General features: G+C 57.8%; 16 protein-coding genes. 12 read left to right on the top strand and 4 right to left on the bottom strand.

The window, feature by feature from the left end; all coding sequences use genetic code 11:
* Nucleotides 1-36: 36 nt before the first annotated feature.
* Both DOLE_RS07965 and DOLE_RS07960 read right to left on the bottom strand, forming a co-directional pair.
* Nucleotides 37-2,169 (bottom strand): SDR family oxidoreductase, encoded by a 2,133-nt coding sequence (locus tag DOLE_RS07965; protein ID WP_012174969.1) that lies wholly within the window; start codon nt 2,167-2,169, stop codon nt 37-39.
* A 91-nt stretch (nt 2,170-2,260) separates the two neighbouring features.
* The gene (locus DOLE_RS07960; protein ID WP_012174968.1) at nt 2,261-2,881 is read right to left on the bottom strand and encodes a TetR/AcrR family transcriptional regulator; all 621 of its coding nucleotides are present in this window, start codon (nt 2,879-2,881) and stop codon (nt 2,261-2,263) included.
* 312 nt (nt 2,882-3,193) lie between these two features.
* Here DOLE_RS07960 and DOLE_RS07955 point away from each other — a divergent pair, with 312 nt between their 5' ends.
* Together DOLE_RS07955 and DOLE_RS07950 are read left to right on the top strand one after the other, a co-directional pair.
* Entirely contained in the window at nt 3,194-4,198 is a 1,005-nt protein-coding gene (locus DOLE_RS07955; protein WP_012174967.1) for a class I SAM-dependent methyltransferase, read from the top strand.
* Nucleotides 4,195-5,832: a response regulator gene (locus DOLE_RS07950; protein ID WP_012174966.1), complete on the top strand. Its 1,638-nt coding sequence runs from the start codon at nt 4,195-4,197 to the stop codon at nt 5,830-5,832. The genes DOLE_RS07955 and DOLE_RS07950 overlap by 4 nt, the downstream gene beginning before the upstream one ends.
* Before the next feature lie 42 nt (nt 5,833-5,874).
* Here the strand turns inward: DOLE_RS07950 and hemL are convergent, their stop codons facing one another.
* The gene (hemL, locus tag DOLE_RS07945; RefSeq protein ID WP_012174965.1) at nt 5,875-7,158 is read right to left on the bottom strand and encodes a glutamate-1-semialdehyde 2,1-aminomutase; all 1,284 of its coding nucleotides are present in this window, start codon (nt 7,156-7,158) and stop codon (nt 5,875-5,877) included.
* 89 nt (nt 7,159-7,247) lie between these two features.
* Here hemL and DOLE_RS07940 point away from each other — a divergent pair, with 89 nt between their 5' ends.
* From DOLE_RS07940 to DOLE_RS17285, 3 genes are all read left to right on the top strand, one after another.
* On the top strand, nt 7,248-8,009 hold the full coding sequence (locus tag DOLE_RS07940; RefSeq protein ID WP_012174964.1) for an RNA 2'-phosphotransferase: 762 nt from the start codon (nt 7,248-7,250) through the stop codon (nt 8,007-8,009).
* Nucleotides 8,010-8,097: 88 nt separating this feature from the next.
* A complete protein-coding gene (locus DOLE_RS07935; protein ID WP_012174963.1) occupies nt 8,098-9,618 on the top strand; it encodes a DUF1846 domain-containing protein in 1,521 nt (506 codons plus the stop codon).
* Between the two features lie 35 nt (nt 9,619-9,653).
* Nucleotides 9,654-11,258: a tetratricopeptide repeat protein gene (locus DOLE_RS17285; protein WP_012174962.1), complete on the top strand. Its 1,605-nt coding sequence runs from the start codon at nt 9,654-9,656 to the stop codon at nt 11,256-11,258.
* A 13-nt stretch (nt 11,259-11,271) separates the two neighbouring features.
* Here DOLE_RS17285 and msrB read toward each other — a convergent pair whose 3' ends face one another.
* Nucleotides 11,272-12,333 (bottom strand): peptide-methionine (R)-S-oxide reductase MsrB, encoded by a 1,062-nt coding sequence (gene msrB, locus DOLE_RS07925; RefSeq protein ID WP_012174961.1) that lies wholly within the window; start codon nt 12,331-12,333, stop codon nt 11,272-11,274.
* Between the two features lie 220 nt (nt 12,334-12,553).
* Here msrB and DOLE_RS07920 point away from each other — a divergent pair, with 220 nt between their 5' ends.
* The 7 genes from DOLE_RS07920 (at nt 12,554) to DOLE_RS07890 (ending at nt 17,921) form a co-directional block, all read left to right on the top strand.
* Nucleotides 12,554-13,762: a methyltransferase domain-containing protein gene (locus DOLE_RS07920; RefSeq protein ID WP_012174960.1), complete on the top strand. Its 1,209-nt coding sequence runs from the start codon at nt 12,554-12,556 to the stop codon at nt 13,760-13,762.
* Between the two features lie 27 nt (nt 13,763-13,789).
* On the top strand, nt 13,790-14,173 hold the full coding sequence (locus DOLE_RS07915) for a pyridoxamine 5'-phosphate oxidase family protein (RefSeq protein WP_012174959.1): 384 nt from the start codon (nt 13,790-13,792) through the stop codon (nt 14,171-14,173).
* Between the two features lie 12 nt (nt 14,174-14,185).
* A complete protein-coding gene (locus DOLE_RS07910) occupies nt 14,186-14,740 on the top strand; it encodes a type I restriction enzyme HsdR N-terminal domain-containing protein (protein WP_012174958.1) in 555 nt (184 codons plus the stop codon).
* Between the two features lie 3 nt (nt 14,741-14,743).
* Entirely contained in the window at nt 14,744-15,541 is a 798-nt protein-coding gene (fdhD, locus tag DOLE_RS07905) for a formate dehydrogenase accessory sulfurtransferase FdhD (protein ID WP_153304393.1), read from the top strand.
* Nucleotides 15,542-15,570: 29 nt separating this feature from the next.
* Nucleotides 15,571-16,026, top strand: coding sequence for a ferritin-like domain-containing protein (locus DOLE_RS07900; RefSeq protein ID WP_012174956.1), 456 nt, complete (start codon nt 15,571-15,573; stop codon nt 16,024-16,026).
* Between the two features lie 180 nt (nt 16,027-16,206).
* A complete protein-coding gene (locus DOLE_RS07895; protein WP_012174955.1) occupies nt 16,207-17,037 on the top strand; it encodes a DUF3786 domain-containing protein in 831 nt (276 codons plus the stop codon).
* A 26-nt stretch (nt 17,038-17,063) separates the two neighbouring features.
* Nucleotides 17,064-17,921 carry an alpha/beta fold hydrolase gene (locus DOLE_RS07890; protein ID WP_012174954.1) on the top strand — a complete coding sequence of 286 codons (858 nt, stop codon included), beginning with the start codon at nt 17,064-17,066 and terminating at the stop codon, nt 17,919-17,921.
* Nucleotides 17,922-17,969: the final 48 nt, after the last annotated feature.

The following is a 17,969-nucleotide window of genomic DNA, read 5'->3' as shown; positions in this document are numbered from 1 at the left end:
TGTCGTAATTATTTTATTTCTCTTCAGCGACAGATGTTATTGTTTAAACACTTTTTCAATCAGCTGGGATTTCATGACATCGCCTTCAATAACCAGCTTGCCCGATGAATAGGCCGCCATGGGCGCCAGCCTGCCGGACATCATGTCAAGAAAATCGCCGTCCGCCATTTTAATGGTGCAGGTGGCCTTACCGGCTGCGCCGGTTTTCACCGTGCAGGTCTGGTCTTTAATGATGCAGTGCCAGTCACCGCCGCCGCCACCGGAAATCAGGAAGTTAAAAACAACATCAACACCCGCGGCCGCCTCTTTGACAAAATGGTCGGTCATGGAAGCGAAATAGTCCTTAACCGATCCGGCTGCTGCCGGGGCCTCCGCCTGGGGGGCCGCGGTGTCGCCGGTGTCGGCGGATGGCGGGTTCATCAGGGCGGTCATGGCATCGCCGACCTGATCATTCAGCTGGTAATAGGGTTTGCCGTTCTTTAAAGCAGAAACCCGCGGCAGATTGTCGCGAATAGCTTCCGCTGTTGGGAATCCATCCTCACCACCGGCCAGCACAACGCCGGGGCCGGTTATAACAGCGGCCCGGTTGAAAAAGCCCATGCCGGCATTGTAAATGTTACCGTTTACCGGGCAGCGGTCGCTGCACAGGTAAAGCGTCATGGCGCTGACATATTCGGGAGCCATTTTGGCGAAAATATCGGGGGGCATGATATCTTCGGTCAGCCGGGAAGCCGCGATGGGCGCAATGGTATTGACCTTGATATCGTACTTTCCCCCTTCCAGTTTGAGGGTATTCATAAACCCGACCAGGGCCATTTTGGCGGAAGAGTAATTGGTCTGGCCGAAATTGCCGTACAGACCGGCTGCCGAGGTGGTCATGATAATACGGCCGTAACCGTTTTCCTTCATAACCTTGAAAGCCGGGCGGGTCACATTGTAAGCGCCCTGAAGATGCACGGCCATGACGGCGTCCCAGTTTTCCGGTTCCATTTTAAGGAAGCTCTTGTCCCGCAGAATACCGGCGTTATTGATGAGAATATCGACCTTGCCGAACGCTTTTACGGCCGATTTAACGATGTTTTCGCCGCCTTTGGCCGTGGCCACGTTGTCATAATTGGCCACCGCCTCGCCACCGGCTTTCTTGATCTCTTCAACTACCTTGTCGGCTGCGGAGGAGGATCCTTTGCCTGAGCCGTCGCGGGCACCGCCCAGATCGTTAACAACCACTTTGGCGCCGCGTTTGGCCAGTTCCAGGGCATATGTCCGCCCCAGGCCGCCGCCGGCGCCGGTGATAATGGCCACCCGGTCGTCAAACCGGATTTCATCTTTCGGAATATCGCCGTACTCGAACACGCCCAGGTCGATGACAATATCGCCGGTCCTGGGATTGACCACCCGCCAGAAGGCCTTGCCGTCGCCCTCTTTCCACACCTGGAGCTTGATGGGATCACCGGGGATCAGGGTGCGGGTGAACCGGCATGCCATGCGGCGGGCCTTTTCCGGCTGGCCCGGAATCAGGCTGCCGATGAGCAGCCGGCAGGCATAACCGTGGGTACACAGGCCATGCATGATGGGCTGCTGAAAACCGGCCATCTTGGCAAAATCGGTGTCCACATGCAGTGGATTCACATCGCCGGAGAGCCGGTACAGAAGTGGCTGGTTGGGCGACGGGCAATCCTCCACCTCCAGGTCAGGGGCGCGATCGGGCATAACAATCGGGTTCTTGGGTGCGTCCGGCCCGCCAAAGCCCCCGTCAAACCGGGCAAACAGGGTGACGATGCTGGTAAAGAGTTTGGTTCCATCCTCGGCAAAGGTGTCGGTTTCGCCCACAATGATGGCGCCCTTGGGCCCCTTGTCATACATGTTGGTGATGCGGCCCTTTGTGGTCAGCTTACCGTTGACGGGAATGGGATTGTGAAAAATCAGCTCCTGCTCGGCATGCAGCAGGCCGGCAAGGTTCAACTCCGACTTGATGCCCAGCTGAATGAGAAAATCGAAAATCGCGGCAATGGAAAAGCTGGGAATGACCTTCAGGTTTTTTTCATAACAGTAGTCCAGGTCCGAAAACCCGGCCCCCACGCCCAGGGCGTACAAAACCACGTCCTTCCACGTGTACTCCCTGACCACCGGATCCAGATCCATTCCGACGGCCTTTGGATTTAACGCCATGATCGACCTCCTTTAGTGTTTTGAGTGAACGTCCGTCATTGCTTTTTATTGAATCCGGTCCGTACCCGCGGACCAGTCCATGCCCCTTCTCCTACCGCGTGAACGCGGGGATCAGCGTAAATTTTAACGTCTCCTTGACGGTCCTGACATATTCCGGTGCGTCGATGTTTAAAATCGGGCGCAGAAAGATTTCGCCGGAAATAAAACTGAACAGGGAAAGCACCATGGCCATGACCCGGGCCTTGGCCTCGGGTGTGATGCTGCTCTTGTCCATAGCCAGGCCCATGGCAACGGCGATGTTGGAAATGTGATCGGAGATGGCCACACCCAGGTCGTCGGTGTCCCTGGACTTAATAAAGGAACTGAACAGGATCAGCCGGGTCACCTCAATGCGATCAAAGAGGTAGTCGCACATCTCATCAATGGCCACGTCCAGACGGGTTTCAAGAGACTTGCCCCGCACCATGGCCTCAATCTCCTTGAGCTTGGAACCGATCTCTCTTTTGAAATGCTCCAGCACCGCCATGTAGAGCTCTTTTTTCTCCCCCCAGTGGTAATAAAGCGTTGAGATATCGATGCCCACGTCTTTGGCGATCATGCGGGTGGTGGTACCGTCGTATCCGTATTCGGCAAACAGCTTCTGGGCCGACGCAAATATTCTGGCCTTCATGGAGTCTGGATTGGACCGGGCTTTCTCAAGAGGGGTGGGCATGGGGTTCCTTACAATACCGGCTCCGCGGTATGAGTTTCGCAGGCCATGGAGTCAGTGTAAATTTTGAATGAAAAATTCAAGCTATCGCTTCCATCAATTGATGGAGAAAACGATAAACCTGTGAGCCGGTCCCTGTCAAGCGATTTTTCTTTTTTTACCAAAAAATTTTGACACGGTTCCAATATTCTGTTATCACACTAAAAAAATAGCCAATAACCGCGAAAAACCATTTTGTGTCGTGTGTTCGTGGCAGCAGGCGACACTCATCGACGGAGACAGGCCCAAAAAGCAGGCATCACAGGGGAAAACATCATGACCACGACTTGGGACCAGGTGGAAGCCCATGCCGACGAACACGGCTTTATTCCTGAAAAAATCTATTCACAACAGTGCCACCTGTTTCCCGTGTGCCCGCCCCAGGACCCGGTGGCCGCGGAAATTGAGACCGCCTTCTGGCATGCCTACCTGTCCAGGACCCGCCGGTTCAAAAAAAGCCCCATGTACCTGGACCTGTTCCGCTACGAGTGGTACGAAGGCAGAAGGCGGGGGGGCTTCTGGGGCTATATTGAAAAAACCGTTCGGGATCTTGTTTGCGCTCCTGATCCGAAAATAACCATTCTTTCCGCGGGCTGCGGCCGGGACCTGCTCAAGGTGGGACTGGCCGCCGGCATCTGGGAATCCACGGCGCCGCCCAAAATTCAAGGCACCTACCGGGAAGTGGATATGAAGTACTTCCGCTTAAAAAAACCGGAGGCACGCATTCTGGTCACCGAGTTTGCCGATCACAACCTGGCCCTGCTGCGTGACACCGTAGAACAGATGATCGCGCGAGGACTGGCAACAGAAGAGATGCTGGCGGTGCGGCGCTGGGATTTTCGCAAGCGGACCCCACTTGCCACAGCCAGCCAGGAGATGGTGATCTTTGCCCTGACCGGCAACTACTGCGCCCGGACCGAACAGCCCTTTATTCTCCGGGAAATCGCGCGGACCATAAAACCCGGCGGCTATTTGATCGCATCCACCATCAGCGACAGGCTGGACTTTCACCGGGCCGGAACCCTGATGGGAAAAATCCGCGTCCTTTTCGACACGCCCCTGGCCGTTCCCGTGCTGTCGGACTTCTGGCCCTGGCAGGCCCGGTTTGCAAGGATCGCCAGCCGAATGAACAACCTGGGGTTCTGGGCCAATGTGGCGGCAGAGGAGTGGATGGAATTTCTTCGGCCCGCTGGTATGGTGCAGGTCCGTATTTATCCCGGTACCTCGCCTTTTCTGCCGGTGGAGGTACTGGTGGCCGGGAAGAAGGATAACCCGGAATGAAAGAAAACGGCTCAACATCCAGCGCCCAGGCTCTCCAGGCTCTTGAGAATACTTTGGTTGACCTTTGCGACAAAGGGCCAACGGCTCAGGGTCTGGTGTTCCCGGCCGATATCGGCCACGAGATTCGGACCGCTCTCACCGGTATTCTGAAAATTACCGCGCTGCTGGAGGCAACCCGTCTGGATGAACAGCAGAAAGATCACATCCGGTCCATCCGATTTTCCACGGACGCCGTCCTGGCCCTGATCAACGATATTCTGGATTTTTCGGATATCGCGTCCGGCGCCGTTAAGCTGGCGGCCGTTCCCTTTGACCTGCACGACACAGTGGAAGGAACCGCCGACCTGGTGGCCGCCGGGGTACAGCAAAAACCACTGGAAGTGGCGGTACTGATCGATACCCCCGTACCAAAACAGGTGGTGGGGGATCCGGCCCGGCTGCGCCAGGTGCTGGTCAATCTGGGCACCACCGCCCTCAAGCTTACCGAATCCGGCGAGATTGTTTTTGTCGTAAAAAAACGCCCCACAACAAACGACAGTACGGTGATCGAATTTGAAATCTCTTACACCGGCACGGAGCCGGCAAAAACAAAACCGGGCACCCCTTCCCCTGCTCCGGACCGGGCCGATGGCGCTGTGACCCGGGCCACCGGCAACCTGGGCCTGGCCATCTCCCGGCATCTGGCAGGCCTGATGGGCGGTGATATTACGGTGGCAAGCGGCCGGGACAGGGGCAACACCTTTCGATTCACCTGCCGGTTCGACACCCCCGCATCCCTTTCCGGCTCATCCTTTTCCGCCACAGACAGCATTCAGGGCATGCGGTGCCTGGTGGTGGGCGATGATCCCACCGGCCACAAGGTCCTGGACTGGTATATTCACCGGTGGGGAGGGGTCTGCAAACACTGCGACAGCCGGAAGGACGCGGTGCAGTGGCTGGAGACATCGGCCCGCGCCCTGCCCTTTGACGCGGTAATCACCGATTTTTTGCACGGCAACCCGCATAAGTACAAAACCATTGCCGCGGCCATTCGGCAGGAGGCCTGCGCCGCCACCGTACCCCTGCTCTGCCTGATCCCCAGAGAAAGGACCGGAGACGCCTCCTTTCTGCGACACTACGGCTATCATGCCTACCTGACCAAGCCGGTCCGGCAGGTTCATCTTTATAACGCGTTGACCAGCATTCGAAACAGGACCGTTGAGAACAACCCCGGAGTGCCGGGCGACACCCGGCTTTCCGCTCCATCACCGGAGGAAACGCCGGCATATAAGGGCCACGCCCTGGTGGTGGACGACAACCCGGTCAACCGGAAGGTGCTGGTGGCCATGCTGACCCGGCATAAAATCAGTTGTGATGTGGTGGAAAACGGGAAACAGGCCGTGGCCGCGTGCGCGCGGAAACACTATGACCTGGTTTTCATGGACTGCCTGATGCCGGTGATGGACGGCTATGAGGCAACGAAAAAAATACGGGAAGCCCGCAAGGCCCTTCCCATTATCGCCATCACCGCCGACGTGGTGCCGGAGACCCGGGACCGCTGCCTTGCGGCCGGCATGAACGATTACATCACCAAGCCCTTCAAGATGCAGGATCTGCTGGATATGACGGACCGGTACCTCAAGGAAAGCAAATAGGTCTTTTTCGCAGAGGCGCTCAGAAATCAGTCTCCGCACCGATCACAAATCCGCGAACACCGCCTTTGCCGCATTCACTGTCCTGTCGATATGATCGTCGGTGTGGGCCGTGGAAACAAAAATCGCCTCGAACTGTGACGGGGCAAGAAAAATTCCCTTTTCCAGCATGGCCCGGTAATAGGCGGCAAACCGGGAAAGGTCACTGGTCTTTGCCGATGCAAAATCGGTAACCGGCCGGTCGGCGAAAAAAAGCCCCAGCATGGCGCCCACGGCATGGGCCTGTACCGGTACACCGGCATCAGCCGCGGCTCGGGCCAGGCCGTCGGCCAGGCGCCGGGTCCTGGCTTCCAGCGCTTCATAAACGCCGGGCTTCTTCAGTTCCGACAGCGTGGCAATGCCCGCGGCCATGGCCACGGGATTGCCGGACAGGGTGCCGGCCTGGTAGATGTTGCCTTCGGGCGCGATGTGTTTCATGATCTGCCGGCTGCCGCCGTAGGCCCCCACCGGCATGCCGCCGCCGATGACCTTGCCCAGGCAGGTGATGTCCGGCGTGATCCTGTACCGGGCCTGGGCCCCGCCATAGGCCACCCGGAAACCGCTCATCACCTCGTCAAAGATCAGCAGGCAGCCGTGTTTTTCCGTCTCCTTTCGGAGGGCGGACAAGAACCCGGGATCGGGTTCCACCATGCCCATGTTGCCGGCCACCGGCTCAACGATCACGCAGGCGATCTGCTCACCCTTCCGGTCCAGGCAATCCTTCAGGGCCGCCGTATTGTTGTACGGCAGGGAGATGGTATGGCGCACCACGTCAGCCGGTACGCCCGGGCTGCCGGGAATGGCCTGGGTGGCCACGCCGGAACCGGCATCCACCAGCAGCATGTCGGCATGGCCGTGGTAGCAGCCGTCAAACTTGACCAGCCCGTCCCGGCCGGTGATGCCGCGGGCCAGGCGAATGGCGCTCATGGTGGCCTCGGTGCCGGAGTTGACCATGCGCACCATTTCGATGGAGGGCACGGCGTCCGCCACCATCCGGGCCAGCCGGGCCTCCAGGTCGGTGGAGGCCCCGAAGCTCAAACCTCTTTTTAAAACCGTCTCAATAGCCGCCATTACCGCTGAATGACGGTGACCCAGAATCATGGGGCCCCATGATCCGATATAGTCGATATAGACGTTGCCGTCCGCGTCCACAATTTCCGCGCCCTGGGCGCGGTCGATAAAAAGAGGCGTGGTGCCGACGGCCTTTCCCGCCCGCACCGGGCTGTTCACGCCGCCGGGAATAAGGACTGCCGCCTCTTTAAAAAGGGCTTTTGACCGGGTCTGGTTCATGGCTCTCTTCCTTCTTGACATGGGTTGGACATAAGGCCTACAAATACCAGAAAACCGGAAGGCCGGTCAAGGAGGGCCGGGGAAAATAAATGGCAAACCAGAAGGAAAACAAAAAACTGGCAAGGGTCATCGCCTACATGCTGGGCCAGGCCCCGGCCGAGTTCGGCCTGGTGCCGGACGCGTCGGGATACGTCAAGATCAAGGAGCTGATCAAGGCCCTGCACGAGGAGGAGGGGTGGCGCCATGTGCGGGCGTCCATGCTCAATACGCTTGTGCTGACCCTTGACGACGTGCCCTTTGAAATACAGGACGACAAAATTCGCACGAAGGATCAGACGCCGGGCGCACCGGCAGAACCGGTTTCAGGCCTTCCCAAACTTCTTTACACCTGCGTTCGACAGCGGGCCCATGGCCGGGTGGCCCAGGCCGGCATCACCCCCTCCTTTGCCGAGGCAGTAGTGCTGTCGCCGGACCGGGAAATGGCCCAGCGCATCGGCAAGCGCCGGGACCCGGACCCGGTGGTGCTGGTGGTGGAGACCCGGGCCGCCCTGGAAAACGGCGTGGCGTTCCGGCAGACCGAGGGCGACCTGTTTCTGGCTGACTTTATTCCCGTCGGCTGCTTTACCGGTCCGCCGGTGGCCCCACCCCGCCCCTCCAAACCCAGACCTGAACCGGCCGAAGCGCCGCTGCCCGGCACGCAGACCCGGGCCGGCACTTTTTTCCCGGCGCCGGATGAAAACTACGGCACCGCAAAACCGGGACGCCCCAAAGGCAGAAAAAAAGATATTGAATGGAAAAAGGCCCGAAAGCACAGCCGTAAGAACAAAGAGAATGGCTGGGCTGAGAACTGAAGCCCACTTCCTTTCCCGGCCATGGCACCGCTGTTGAACATGGGAACGGACCGTTTTTGACAATATATAAAGGAAGACAGGAGCCTGAATGACACAAAAAGCGATTTTCGATAATGACCGGTACCTGCGGGAGCAGGCGGAAGAAATCCGGCAGCGGATTCGGCAGTTCGGCGACAAACTCTACCTGGAGTTCGGCGGCAAGCTGATGTTTGACTATCACGCGGCCCGGGTCCTGCCCGGATATGACCCCAACATCAAGATCCGCCTGCTCCAGGAGCTCAAAGATCAGGCCGAAGTGCTGATCTGCATTCACGCCGGTGATATTGAGCGGAAAAAACTGAGGGCCGATTTCGGCATCACCTATGAAACCGACATTCTGAAAATCATCGATGACCTGAAAAAGTGGGAAGTGCGGGTCCGGGGGGTGATCATCACCCGATTTGAAAAGCAGCCGGCCGCCGTGATCTTCAAAAACAAGCTGGAACGTCGGGGGGTCGATGTTTTCATCCACTATTTTACAAAAGGATACCCCACGGACGTGGACCTGATTGTCAGTGAAGAGGGCTACGGCGTCAACGACTACATTCCCACGGACGCGCCTCTGGTGATCGTGACCGGGCCGGGGCCGGGCAGCGGCAAGATGGCCACCTGCCTCTCCCAGATGTACCACGACAACCGGCGTGGCATCAAGGCGGGGTATGCCAAATTCGAAACCTTCCCTGTGTGGAACCTGCCCCTCAAACACCCGGTGAACGCCGCCTACGAGGCGGCCACGGCGGACCTGGCCGATATCAACATGATCGACCCTTTCCACCTGGAGGCCTATGGCACCCAGGCGGTGAACTACAACCGGGATGTGGATATCTTTCCGGTGCTGCGGCGGATTCTTGAAAAGATTTCCGGCGACACCTGCTGTTACAGGTCTCCCACGGAGATGGGGGTCAACCGGGTGGGGTTTGCCATCACCGATGATGAAGGGGCAAAGACCGCCGCCAAACAGGAGTTGATCCGCCGGTACCTGCGGTACCAGTGCGAATATGTCCTGGGACTGAGCGACAAAAAGACCCTTCAGCGGGCCGAACTGCTGATGAAGGAGTACAACCTTACCGTGGAGGACCGGCCGGTGGTGGGCCCGGCCCGGGAAGCGGCTGAAGCCGCGGAACAGGACCCCAGGCTGGGCAGCAATGGGGCATGTTTCGGCGCCGCCATTCAACTGAAAGACGGCACCATTATCGCGGGCAGTAACTCTCCCCGCATGCACGGCGCATCCAGCGTGATCACCCGGGCATTGAAGCACCTGGCCGGCATTCCGGCCAAGATCCACCTGCTGCCCCAGAACATCTGCGACACCGTGACCGACCTGAAAACCAACATCCTGGGCGGGAAAAGCATGAGCCTGGACCTTCAGGAAACCCTGATCGCCCTGGCCATCAGCGCCATCAGCAACCATACCGTGGAGTTGGCCATGGAAGGGCTAAAGGAGTTCCGGGGGTGCGAGATGCACATGACCCACCTGCCCTCCCCCGGCGACGAGGAGGGCATCCGGCGGCTGGGCGTGAACCTGACCACCGACCCGGTGTTCATGTCCAATGATCTGTATACGATGTAGAGGGGTTGTCGTACGGAAACCAGGAGAAACACCGCATGGTGGAGGGCATAAGCAGAAAAAAAGTCATGCAGGGCCTGGTGGTGGCGGTGCTCTGTCTGATGGTCTACTGGCCGTCGCTGAAAAACGGTTATATCTGGGATGATGATCAGTATGTGTACAACAACCCGGCCGTGACCCGGCCCGGCGGGCTGAAGGATATCTGGCTGACCCACAACATGCCCCAGTACTATCCCATGGTGTTTACCAGCTTCCGGCTGGAGCACATGATATGGGGCACCGACCCGGCCGGATACCACGCGGTCAACCTGGCCCTGCACACGGTAAACGCCCTTCTGGTGCTGGCGGTATTCTCCGCCCTGGCGCCGGGCATCGCCTTTGCCACGGCCCTGTTGTTTGCCGTGCATCCCATTCAGGTGGAGACCGTGGCCTGGATAACGGAGCGCAAAAACCTGCTGGCCCTTTTTTTTCTGCTGATGGCGACGCTCTGGTATCTCCGGCACTACCGGACCGGCAGCACCAGCCACTACATTGGGACGCTCCTGTTTTACCTGTGCGCCCTGCTGAGCAAATCGGCAGCCGCCTGGTTTGCCGTGGTGCCCCTGGTTTTTGCATGGTGGAAAACCGGCGGCGTCACCCGGCGGGATCTGTTAGCGGCTGCCCCCCTGCTGGTCATGGGCGCGGGCGCCGGGCTGCACACGGCCTGGCTTGAGGCAAACCGGGTGGGGGCCACGGGAGAGCTCTGGCACCTGAATTCCGTGGAACACGGGCTGCTGGCCGCGCGCATTCTTATTTTTTACCTGTACAAAATCCTGGCGCCTTTTGAATTTATCTTCTTCTACCCAAGATGGACCATAGATGCCACTGCCTGGTGGCAGTGGCTTTTTCCGGTACTGGTGGCAGGCGCGGTGTTCGGTGTGATTGCCTTCCGGAAACAGACCCGCCGAGACGGACCGGCCCTGATGATCCTCTACGGGACCGCTCTTTTTCCGGTGCTGGGATTCTTTAATGTCTATCCCATGCGCTTTTCCTTTGTGGCCGACCACTTTGCCTACCTGGCCACGCCGGTGATCTTTGCCACTGTTGTTGCCGCGGTTTGTCTTACAGGGAGGTCCATCAAGGTCCGCTTTTTTACCGAAACGGGGTCAGCAGCCGTTTTCCGCCGGGTGGGCCGGGCGGCGGCCGTTGCCGTCATCGTGCTGCTGAGTCTCAAAAGCCTGGGGCTGGTGGAAAACTACAAAAACGAAGTGGCCTTGTGGAAAAGCGTGACAGCCCAAAACCCCGCCTCCTATGCCGCATGGAACAACCTGGGCAGCGCCTATGGTAAAATCGGGCGGCATCATGCCGCCCTGCCGTGCTTTGAAAAGGCCATGGCACTTCGGCCGGACCTGGCGAGACACGCCGTCAACCTGGGCAATGCCCTTCTGAATGTGGGGAACTCAGGCCGGGCCCTTCCCGTTCTGCAACAGGCCGTGGCCCTGGCGCCGGACAATGGCGAGGCCCATCACCTGGCCGCCATTGCCTGTTTCAACCTGGGGCTGCTTGACTGTGCCCAAACCCACTGCCGGAAGGCCCTGGACCTGGGAACACGGGTCAGGCCGGAACTGATCGAACGGCTCAGCCGGACCGGTGAGCCGGAATGACACGACCCGGCGTTTACTCCAATCGCTTTACATATTCACCATACCCCTGGGCCGCCAGCTCATCAACCGGTATAAACCGCAGGGCCGCGGAGTTGATGCAGTAGCGCTTTCCTGAAGGCGGCGGGCCGTCGTCAAACACATGGCCCAGGTGAGAGTCGGCATGACGGCTTCTCACCTCGGTACGTGTCATCAGCAGGCTGCGATCCCTCTTGTAGACCACGGCATCTTCAGCCACGGGCCGGGTAAAGCTGGGCCACCCGGTGCCGGAGTCAAACTTGTCCGCAGACAGGAACAGAGGTTCACCGGACACCACATCCACGTAAAGACCGGCCCGTTTGTTGTCCCAGTATTCATTTTTGAAAGGGGGTTCGGTCCTGTCTTTCCGGGTCACATCGTATTGAAGCCCGGTTAGCCGTTGTTTCAGTTCGGCATCAGAAGGCCGTGTATAGGTGCCCGGACTCCACTGCCGGGACGCTTCCAGGGGGGGTATTTCCCAGATGGTCTGAATATAACGGTCCCGGCCGGAACCGGCGCGATACCGTTTGTAGTGGGACGGGTTGGTGCGATAAAAATCCTGGTGATACTCTTCCGCCGGATAAAAAGCGGTAAACGGCAGAACCCCGGTGGCAATGGGGGCGGCAAAACGGCCCGAGGCGGCCAGCGCCTCCTTTGATGCCAGGGCCACGGCCTGCTGGGCCTCGTCATGATAAAAAATGGCCGACCGGTACTGGGAACCCCTGTCCACAAACGATCCGCCGGTGTCGGTGGGATCAATCTGACGCCAGAACACATCCAGCAGTTCCTGGTAGGATATTTTTTCCGGATCGTAGATCACCTGGATCGCCTCCAGATGCCCGGTCTTTCCAGAGGTCACCTCTTTATACGTGGGGTTGGCCGTCTGTCCGCCGGTGTAACCCGACACCACATTCTTTACGCCTTCCAGTTTTTCAAAAGGGGGTTCCATGCACCAGAAACAGCCGCCGGCAAAGGTGGCGGTTTTCACCTTTTCACTCCCGTCCGCCGGACCGCCGTCAGCCTGAGAAAAAGCGCCTGCCATGCTCATCATTATTGCCATGATTATAATTCCTGTCTTTTTCATTGATTCACTTTCGTATCAAAAATGTTACGGTTTCTCTGTCTCGTGTTGAAAATAAAATAAGACGGCATTCGCCAGATGCAACTATTTTTCTTCTATTTTCAAAACATAACGGTATTGGGTGGTTTTGCCATTTACATGGCATGTTTCATGCTTATTCTCATAGCGATACCGACAGAAAACGATAAGGAGAGACACAATGAAGTCGATTACGCCTGATGCCCTGGCATCCATCGAATTTGAAATGGCGTGGAATCACGGGAATGTTTCCCACACAGACACCTACCTGGCCAGAAAGGTAAACTTCTGGCGCGACTTTTTCCCCAACGGGTTTTGCGAGGCCATGACCGGCAGGCAACCGGGTGATATCGTCGATCTTGAGATATCGTCCGACCTTTTGGTGCCACGTCATGATCCCGGCCTGGTGAAGACCGTCGTCCTGAATCAATTTAACGGGAACCGCGACAACGGCCATGATATTGTGCCGGCTTACGGCCGTTTCTATCCCAAGGGACGGCTTACCGGCATGCCGGGCATATTCAAAGACAATGTGGCGCCCTTTCGCTTCCTGGAAACAGAGGGCACCCGCTTTTATGCCGACCTCAACCACCCCCTGGCGGGAAAGCCCGTACAAATGAAAGCCCGGGTGGCAAAAGTGTTTGATAAAATCGCCGAACGGGGCGGATCTTCCGTGGCATGGCTTGAGACGGTCACCGACGGTCCCGGCATTCAGGCAAGGGCCAATGGCCGGGCCACTGACTTTTTTGCCGCCCATCCGTTTGCGCGGAGCGACGCCCGGCCGGATTCTGTTTTCTATGAAAAGTCCCGCATGGTCAACCACATCGACAGCCGGGCACGGGCCGGGATCACCGACCTGTATCGCCGCCTGGTGCCGGAAAACACGCGGGTTCTGGATCTGATGAGCAGCATGAACTCCCATCTTCCAGAGGACCGGTCTTTTGCGAAAGTCACGGGGCTGGGCATGAACGCCGAAGAGCTGGCCGCCAACCAGCGACTCACCGGTTCCGTGGTCCATGACCTCAACACAACACCGGTATTGCCGTTTGATGACAAAAGCTTTGACGCGGTGGTATGCACCGCATCCATTGAGTATCTCACCAACCCGTTTGCCGTGTTTGACGAGGTGGCCCGGGTGCTGACCCAAGGCGGCGTGTTTGCGGTGACCTTTTCCAACCGCTGGTTTCCCCCCAAGGTCACACGGATATGGGAAGAGATTCATGAGTTTGAACGCATGGGCCTGGTTTCGGAATACTTTCTTGTTCCCGAAACATATGATAACATCAGCACTTTCTCCATGCGGGGGCTGGCACGTCCGGCGGATGACAAGTATTATCCGGACTTTCCGGAGTCCGACCCGGTGTACGCCGTGTGGGGATATAAAAAATAATCAACCAATTAATAACAGGAAGACGCAATGGATCTTAAAGACTATTTTGAAAGCACAAAGGGAACCGGCGTGCTGGCCACGGCGGACAAGGCGGGCCGCGCCAACGCGGCGATCTATTCCCGGCCCCATTTTTTTGAAGACGGCACCATCGGCTTTATCATGCTTCAGCGCCTCACCCACGCCAACCTTCAGGAAAACCCCCATGCCTGCTACCTTTTTGCCGAGTCGGGCTCAAAGAGTGCCGGCCGGCGGCTCTACCTGACCAAGGTGGCTGAAGAAAAAGAGACCGAGCGGCTTTATCAGTTGAAACGCAGGAAGACATCGCCGGAAAGCGAGGCGGAAAAGGGGCCCAAGTACCTGGCCATTTTTACACTGGACAAGGTACTTCCCCTGATCGGGGATACGGAATAAGGGAACCTGTCCATGGGCAAAAGCCACCTCATCCTGGGAACAGCCACCGATTTTATTACCGGGCAGACGGTTGCGGATACCCATGACGAACAGGTTCGACAAAAAATCGCAAAACTGCTGGTGGGGAAAAAGGGGTATGCAAAAACCGACATCACCACCCGGGTGCCCCTGTCCGTGACCGTGGACAACGACACCGGCGTGGTGACCCTTGATTTTGTCATTGTTCTGAAGGACAAGGCCGTTATGATCGTTCAGTTCGGGCCGGGTGATATCGTGTCCCGCCAGCGGCCCCTTCTTGCGGCGGCACGGCTGCTGGCGCCCCACGTGATTCCTTTTGCGGTGATCTCCAACGGCGAGGATACCCATGTCATGGACGTGGCAACAGGCAGGGTGATCGGCGAGGGGCTGGACGCGATTTTTTCTCGCGACACCCTGAAAGAAAAAATAAAAGTCCTGCCCCTCCTGTCCCTGCCGGAGAAAAAGCGGGAGGGGGAGCAGCGAATTCTTTTCTGCATGGAAGTGCTCACCGAACGGGAGTGCGCCACTTATGTATGCAAGGGGTGCTGACGGTTGGATAGACATATCTTACAGTCGATGGTGGAAGTCAGGGATGGCACGCTGATCCGGGAGCAGGTGGGCCTGATTGTTGAAGAGCCCCTTTCCATAAGGATCGAAGGGGCTTCTTACGCTGTGGTGATGCGGACTCCGGGAGAAGAAAAGGAACACGTGGCCGGTTTCTGCCTGGCCGAAGGGCTGGTGGAGGGGCCCGGTGATATTGTCACCATCGGTTTCTGCACCGAAGCCGGCACCAACGTGGCCACGGTCACCCTTACCGATACCCGCCGGCAACAGGTGGCCGAACTGCTGGAACGAAAAGGGTTTGTCAGCCAGACCAGTTGCGGTATCTGCGGCAAGGCGGTGGTGGATGACATTCGTCAGGTGGTGGTGCCGATTGCCGTCACCGCCCGGTTTCCCGCGGCCCGCCTGATGGCCCTGGTGGATGACCTTCCCCGAAGACAGTCCCTCAACCGTGAAACCCGGGGGGCTCACGCGGCCATGATCCTTGACGCTCGGGAGGCCCTGCTTTCCCTGGCAGAGGACGTGGGCCGCCACAACGCCCTGGACAAGGCCATCGGCCGGGTGATGATGGAAGGCCGCCTCTCTGACGCGGCGCTGGGCATTGTCTCTTCCCGCCTCAGCTACGAGATGGTGCAGAAGGCGGCACGGGCCGGCCTTCAGGTGCTGGTGGGGCTTTCCCGGCCCACGGCCCTGGCCGTGGACCTGGCACGGTCGGTGGGCATCACCCTGGTTTGCGTGCAAAGCGGCCGGCTGATGGTGTTCGGTGAGGCATCCCGCGTCTTTATTTGATTTTTCATTTCAACGCAAAGGAGCACCTGATGGAATTTGACGACTTCACAGATATTATCCGATTTGCCATGGACAACGAGCTGGAAGCCCAGACCTTTTACGAAGAGGCCTCGGCCCGGCTGGAGAACCCGGCTCTCAAGCAGATGTTTACCGAACTGGCCGGAGAAGAAAAACGCCACCGGGACCTGCTCCGGGCCCTTTACACCAGCAACCGGTTTGGGGACTTTTTCCATGAAGACCGGGATTTTCAGGTGGCTGAAACCGTTGAGATGCCGGCCCTTTCCACGGATATGAAGCCTGCCGACGCCTTTGCCCTGGCCATGAAAAAGGAAGAAGCCGCCATGAAGGAGTACACGGCCCTGGGCGATGCGTGCAGGGATGAAAAGCAGAAAAGGCTTTTTCTTGACCTGGCCGCCATGGAAAGAAGCCACAAGCTGAAAATGGAAAAGGCCTTTACCGATATCGGTTTTCCGGAAGTCTGGTAACCCGAATATTTCATGAAATTTTTCGACATTGTCCCGCGCCTTGCATCTGCGGCCAAATCAACTCGTGAAATATCCGGGTGAATCATCATCGTGCTCGTTCTCAAAAACCGGTCATTTCACGAGAACAGGCGCAATGAAGATCACGATTAAGAACACGAGTAAGAGTAAGTAAGGAAACAGATGCCGCTTTCCGTTTTAGACCTGTATAAAGATGTGCTGCCAAAGACCAACTGCGGGAACTGCGGGTTTCCCACCTGCATGGCCTTTGCCGGCATGGTGGTGTCGGAAAAACATCCCATCGGCAACTGTCCCCATCTTTTGCCTGAAACCGTGTCTGCCTGCGAAAAAGAACTCCAGACCCAGTATGACGCGGGCAAGTGGCTGAAAAAGAACCCGGCCAGAGACGCCCTTCAGTGGGCCAGGGAGCGCTCCGCCTCTATGGCGATTGAGGACCTGCAGGAACGGATCGGCGGCACCCTGGTGCGGCACGGCAGCCAGACCGCCCTGGCCCTGCCCTATTTTGCCGGCACCATTTTAATTCTGCCGGACCGCATCATCCAACAGGACGGCGAAGAGCTGAATATGTGGGAACAGGTTTTTATTTACAACCACCTGGCCCAGAACGGATCGGCTTTACCATCGGGCCACTGGAAGGGGTTTGGCGAGTTTCCCAACACCATCTCAAAAATCAAAAACATGAAGGCCCAGGTGGAGACGCCCCTGGCCGATACCTTCAAGGGCCGGGTGGACATGCTGCTTGTCGCGGCCCGGATACTGGGCGGAAGGGACATGACCGCCGAGACCGGTTCCGCGGACGCGGCCATTCTTTTTGCTCCCCTGCCCAGGGTGCCGGTAATGCTGATGTTCTGGGACGCGGAAGAAGCAGAGGGGTTTGCAGCAGAGGCCAGGCTGCTGTTCGACAAAACCGTGACCGAACACCTGGACATTGAATCCATACTTTTTTTAAGTGAACGGCTGTGTCAGCTCTTATGCGGCACAAACGACTCGTAAAATATTTGGCATAAACTGGAGGAAAAATGGCTGCCGCAACACCCGAACAGAAAAACGTTTCCATCGGTGACACATCCATTGACTATCTTCACTACCCGGGCAACGGGCCGACCCTTATTTTTCTTCACGCCACAGGCTTTATGCCCGGTATCTGGCACCCCATTGCCCGTGAATTTGCCGGCACCTGCAGCGTGATGGCCCCCTATTTTTGTGACCACCGGGCCGCTGAGCCGGAAGATGGGGGCTTAAGCTGGCTCCAGCTGGCAGAAGACATTTCCCTGTTCTGCAAAACCCTGGGCATTGCGTCCCCCTTTATGGTGGGCCACTCCATGGGCGGAGCCGTGATCACCCTGGCTGCCGGGAAATTCGGTGTTCGACCCAAAAAAATGGTGCTCATTGAACCGATCTTTCTGCCCTCCCAGCTCTACAACCTGAAAATCCGGGTGGAAGACCACCCTCTTGCCGGCAAATCGATCCGGCGGAAAAACGGGTGGGCCGACCTTGACGAGGCCAAGGACTATCTTCGTTCCAAGCCGCTCTTTGCCCGGTGGGACGATGAGATGCTGGAGATGTATCTGAACTACGGGTTTGTGCCGTCACAGGACGAGGGGGTCGCCCTTGCCTGCCATCCCCGGCGGGAGGCCTCCCTGTTCATGGGGTCCATGGCTTATGATCCATGGCCATTGATGTCCGGCATCGACTGCCCGGTGCTGGTGCTGGAGGGAGAAACATCGGAGAACCGGCCCTTTATCGACCTGCAGAAGGCGGCCGGCCTTTTCCCCAACGGACAGTACCGTCTTGTTGAAAATGCCGGGCACCTGATTCCCATGGAAAAACCGGCCGACACCACTGCCCTGATTCAGGGGTTCTTTGGTTTCCGGTGATGTTGCAACAGGGCGGCAGCCGTTAGTGAAACGGCCGCCTTGTAAAAA

It is taken from the genome of Desulfosudis oleivorans Hxd3 (assembly GCF_000018405.1).
GTDB classification, from domain to species: domain Bacteria; phylum Desulfobacterota; class Desulfobacteria; order Desulfobacterales; family Desulfosudaceae; genus Desulfosudis; species Desulfosudis oleivorans.
The sequence above is the reverse complement of the archived record's forward strand: the minus strand, read 5'-3'. Positions and strand labels throughout refer to the sequence as shown.

Bases quoted from the DNA above. Each gene is read 5' to 3' on its own strand.
- DOLE_RS07965 (WP_012174969.1), bottom strand. From the start codon at position 2,169: ATGGCGTTAAATCCAAAGGCCGTCGGAATGGATCTGGATCCGGTGGTC.
- DOLE_RS07960 (WP_012174968.1), bottom strand. From the start codon at position 2,881: ATGCCCACCCCTCTTGAGAAAGCCCGGTCCAATCCAGACTCCATGAAG.
- DOLE_RS07955 (WP_012174967.1), top strand. From the start codon at position 3,194: ATGACCACGACTTGGGACCAGGTGGAAGCCCATGCCGACGAACACGGC.
- DOLE_RS07950 (WP_012174966.1), top strand. From the start codon at position 4,195: ATGAAAGAAAACGGCTCAACATCCAGCGCCCAGGCTCTCCAGGCTCTT.
- hemL (WP_012174965.1), bottom strand. From the start codon at position 7,158: ATGAACCAGACCCGGTCAAAAGCCCTTTTTAAAGAGGCGGCAGTCCTT.
- DOLE_RS07940 (WP_012174964.1), top strand. From the start codon at position 7,248: ATGGCAAACCAGAAGGAAAACAAAAAACTGGCAAGGGTCATCGCCTAC.
- DOLE_RS07935 (WP_012174963.1), top strand. From the start codon at position 8,098: ATGACACAAAAAGCGATTTTCGATAATGACCGGTACCTGCGGGAGCAG.
- DOLE_RS17285 (WP_012174962.1), top strand. From the start codon at position 9,654: ATGGTGGAGGGCATAAGCAGAAAAAAAGTCATGCAGGGCCTGGTGGTG.
- msrB (WP_012174961.1), bottom strand. From the start codon at position 12,333: ATGGCAATAATGATGAGCATGGCAGGCGCTTTTTCTCAGGCTGACGGC.
- DOLE_RS07920 (WP_012174960.1), top strand. From the start codon at position 12,554: ATGAAGTCGATTACGCCTGATGCCCTGGCATCCATCGAATTTGAAATG.
- DOLE_RS07915 (WP_012174959.1), top strand. From the start codon at position 13,790: ATGGATCTTAAAGACTATTTTGAAAGCACAAAGGGAACCGGCGTGCTG.
- DOLE_RS07910 (WP_012174958.1), top strand. From the start codon at position 14,186: ATGGGCAAAAGCCACCTCATCCTGGGAACAGCCACCGATTTTATTACC.
- DOLE_RS07900 (WP_012174956.1), top strand. From the start codon at position 15,571: ATGGAATTTGACGACTTCACAGATATTATCCGATTTGCCATGGACAAC.
- DOLE_RS07895 (WP_012174955.1), top strand. From the start codon at position 16,207: ATGCCGCTTTCCGTTTTAGACCTGTATAAAGATGTGCTGCCAAAGACC.
- DOLE_RS07890 (WP_012174954.1), top strand. From the start codon at position 17,064: ATGGCTGCCGCAACACCCGAACAGAAAAACGTTTCCATCGGTGACACA.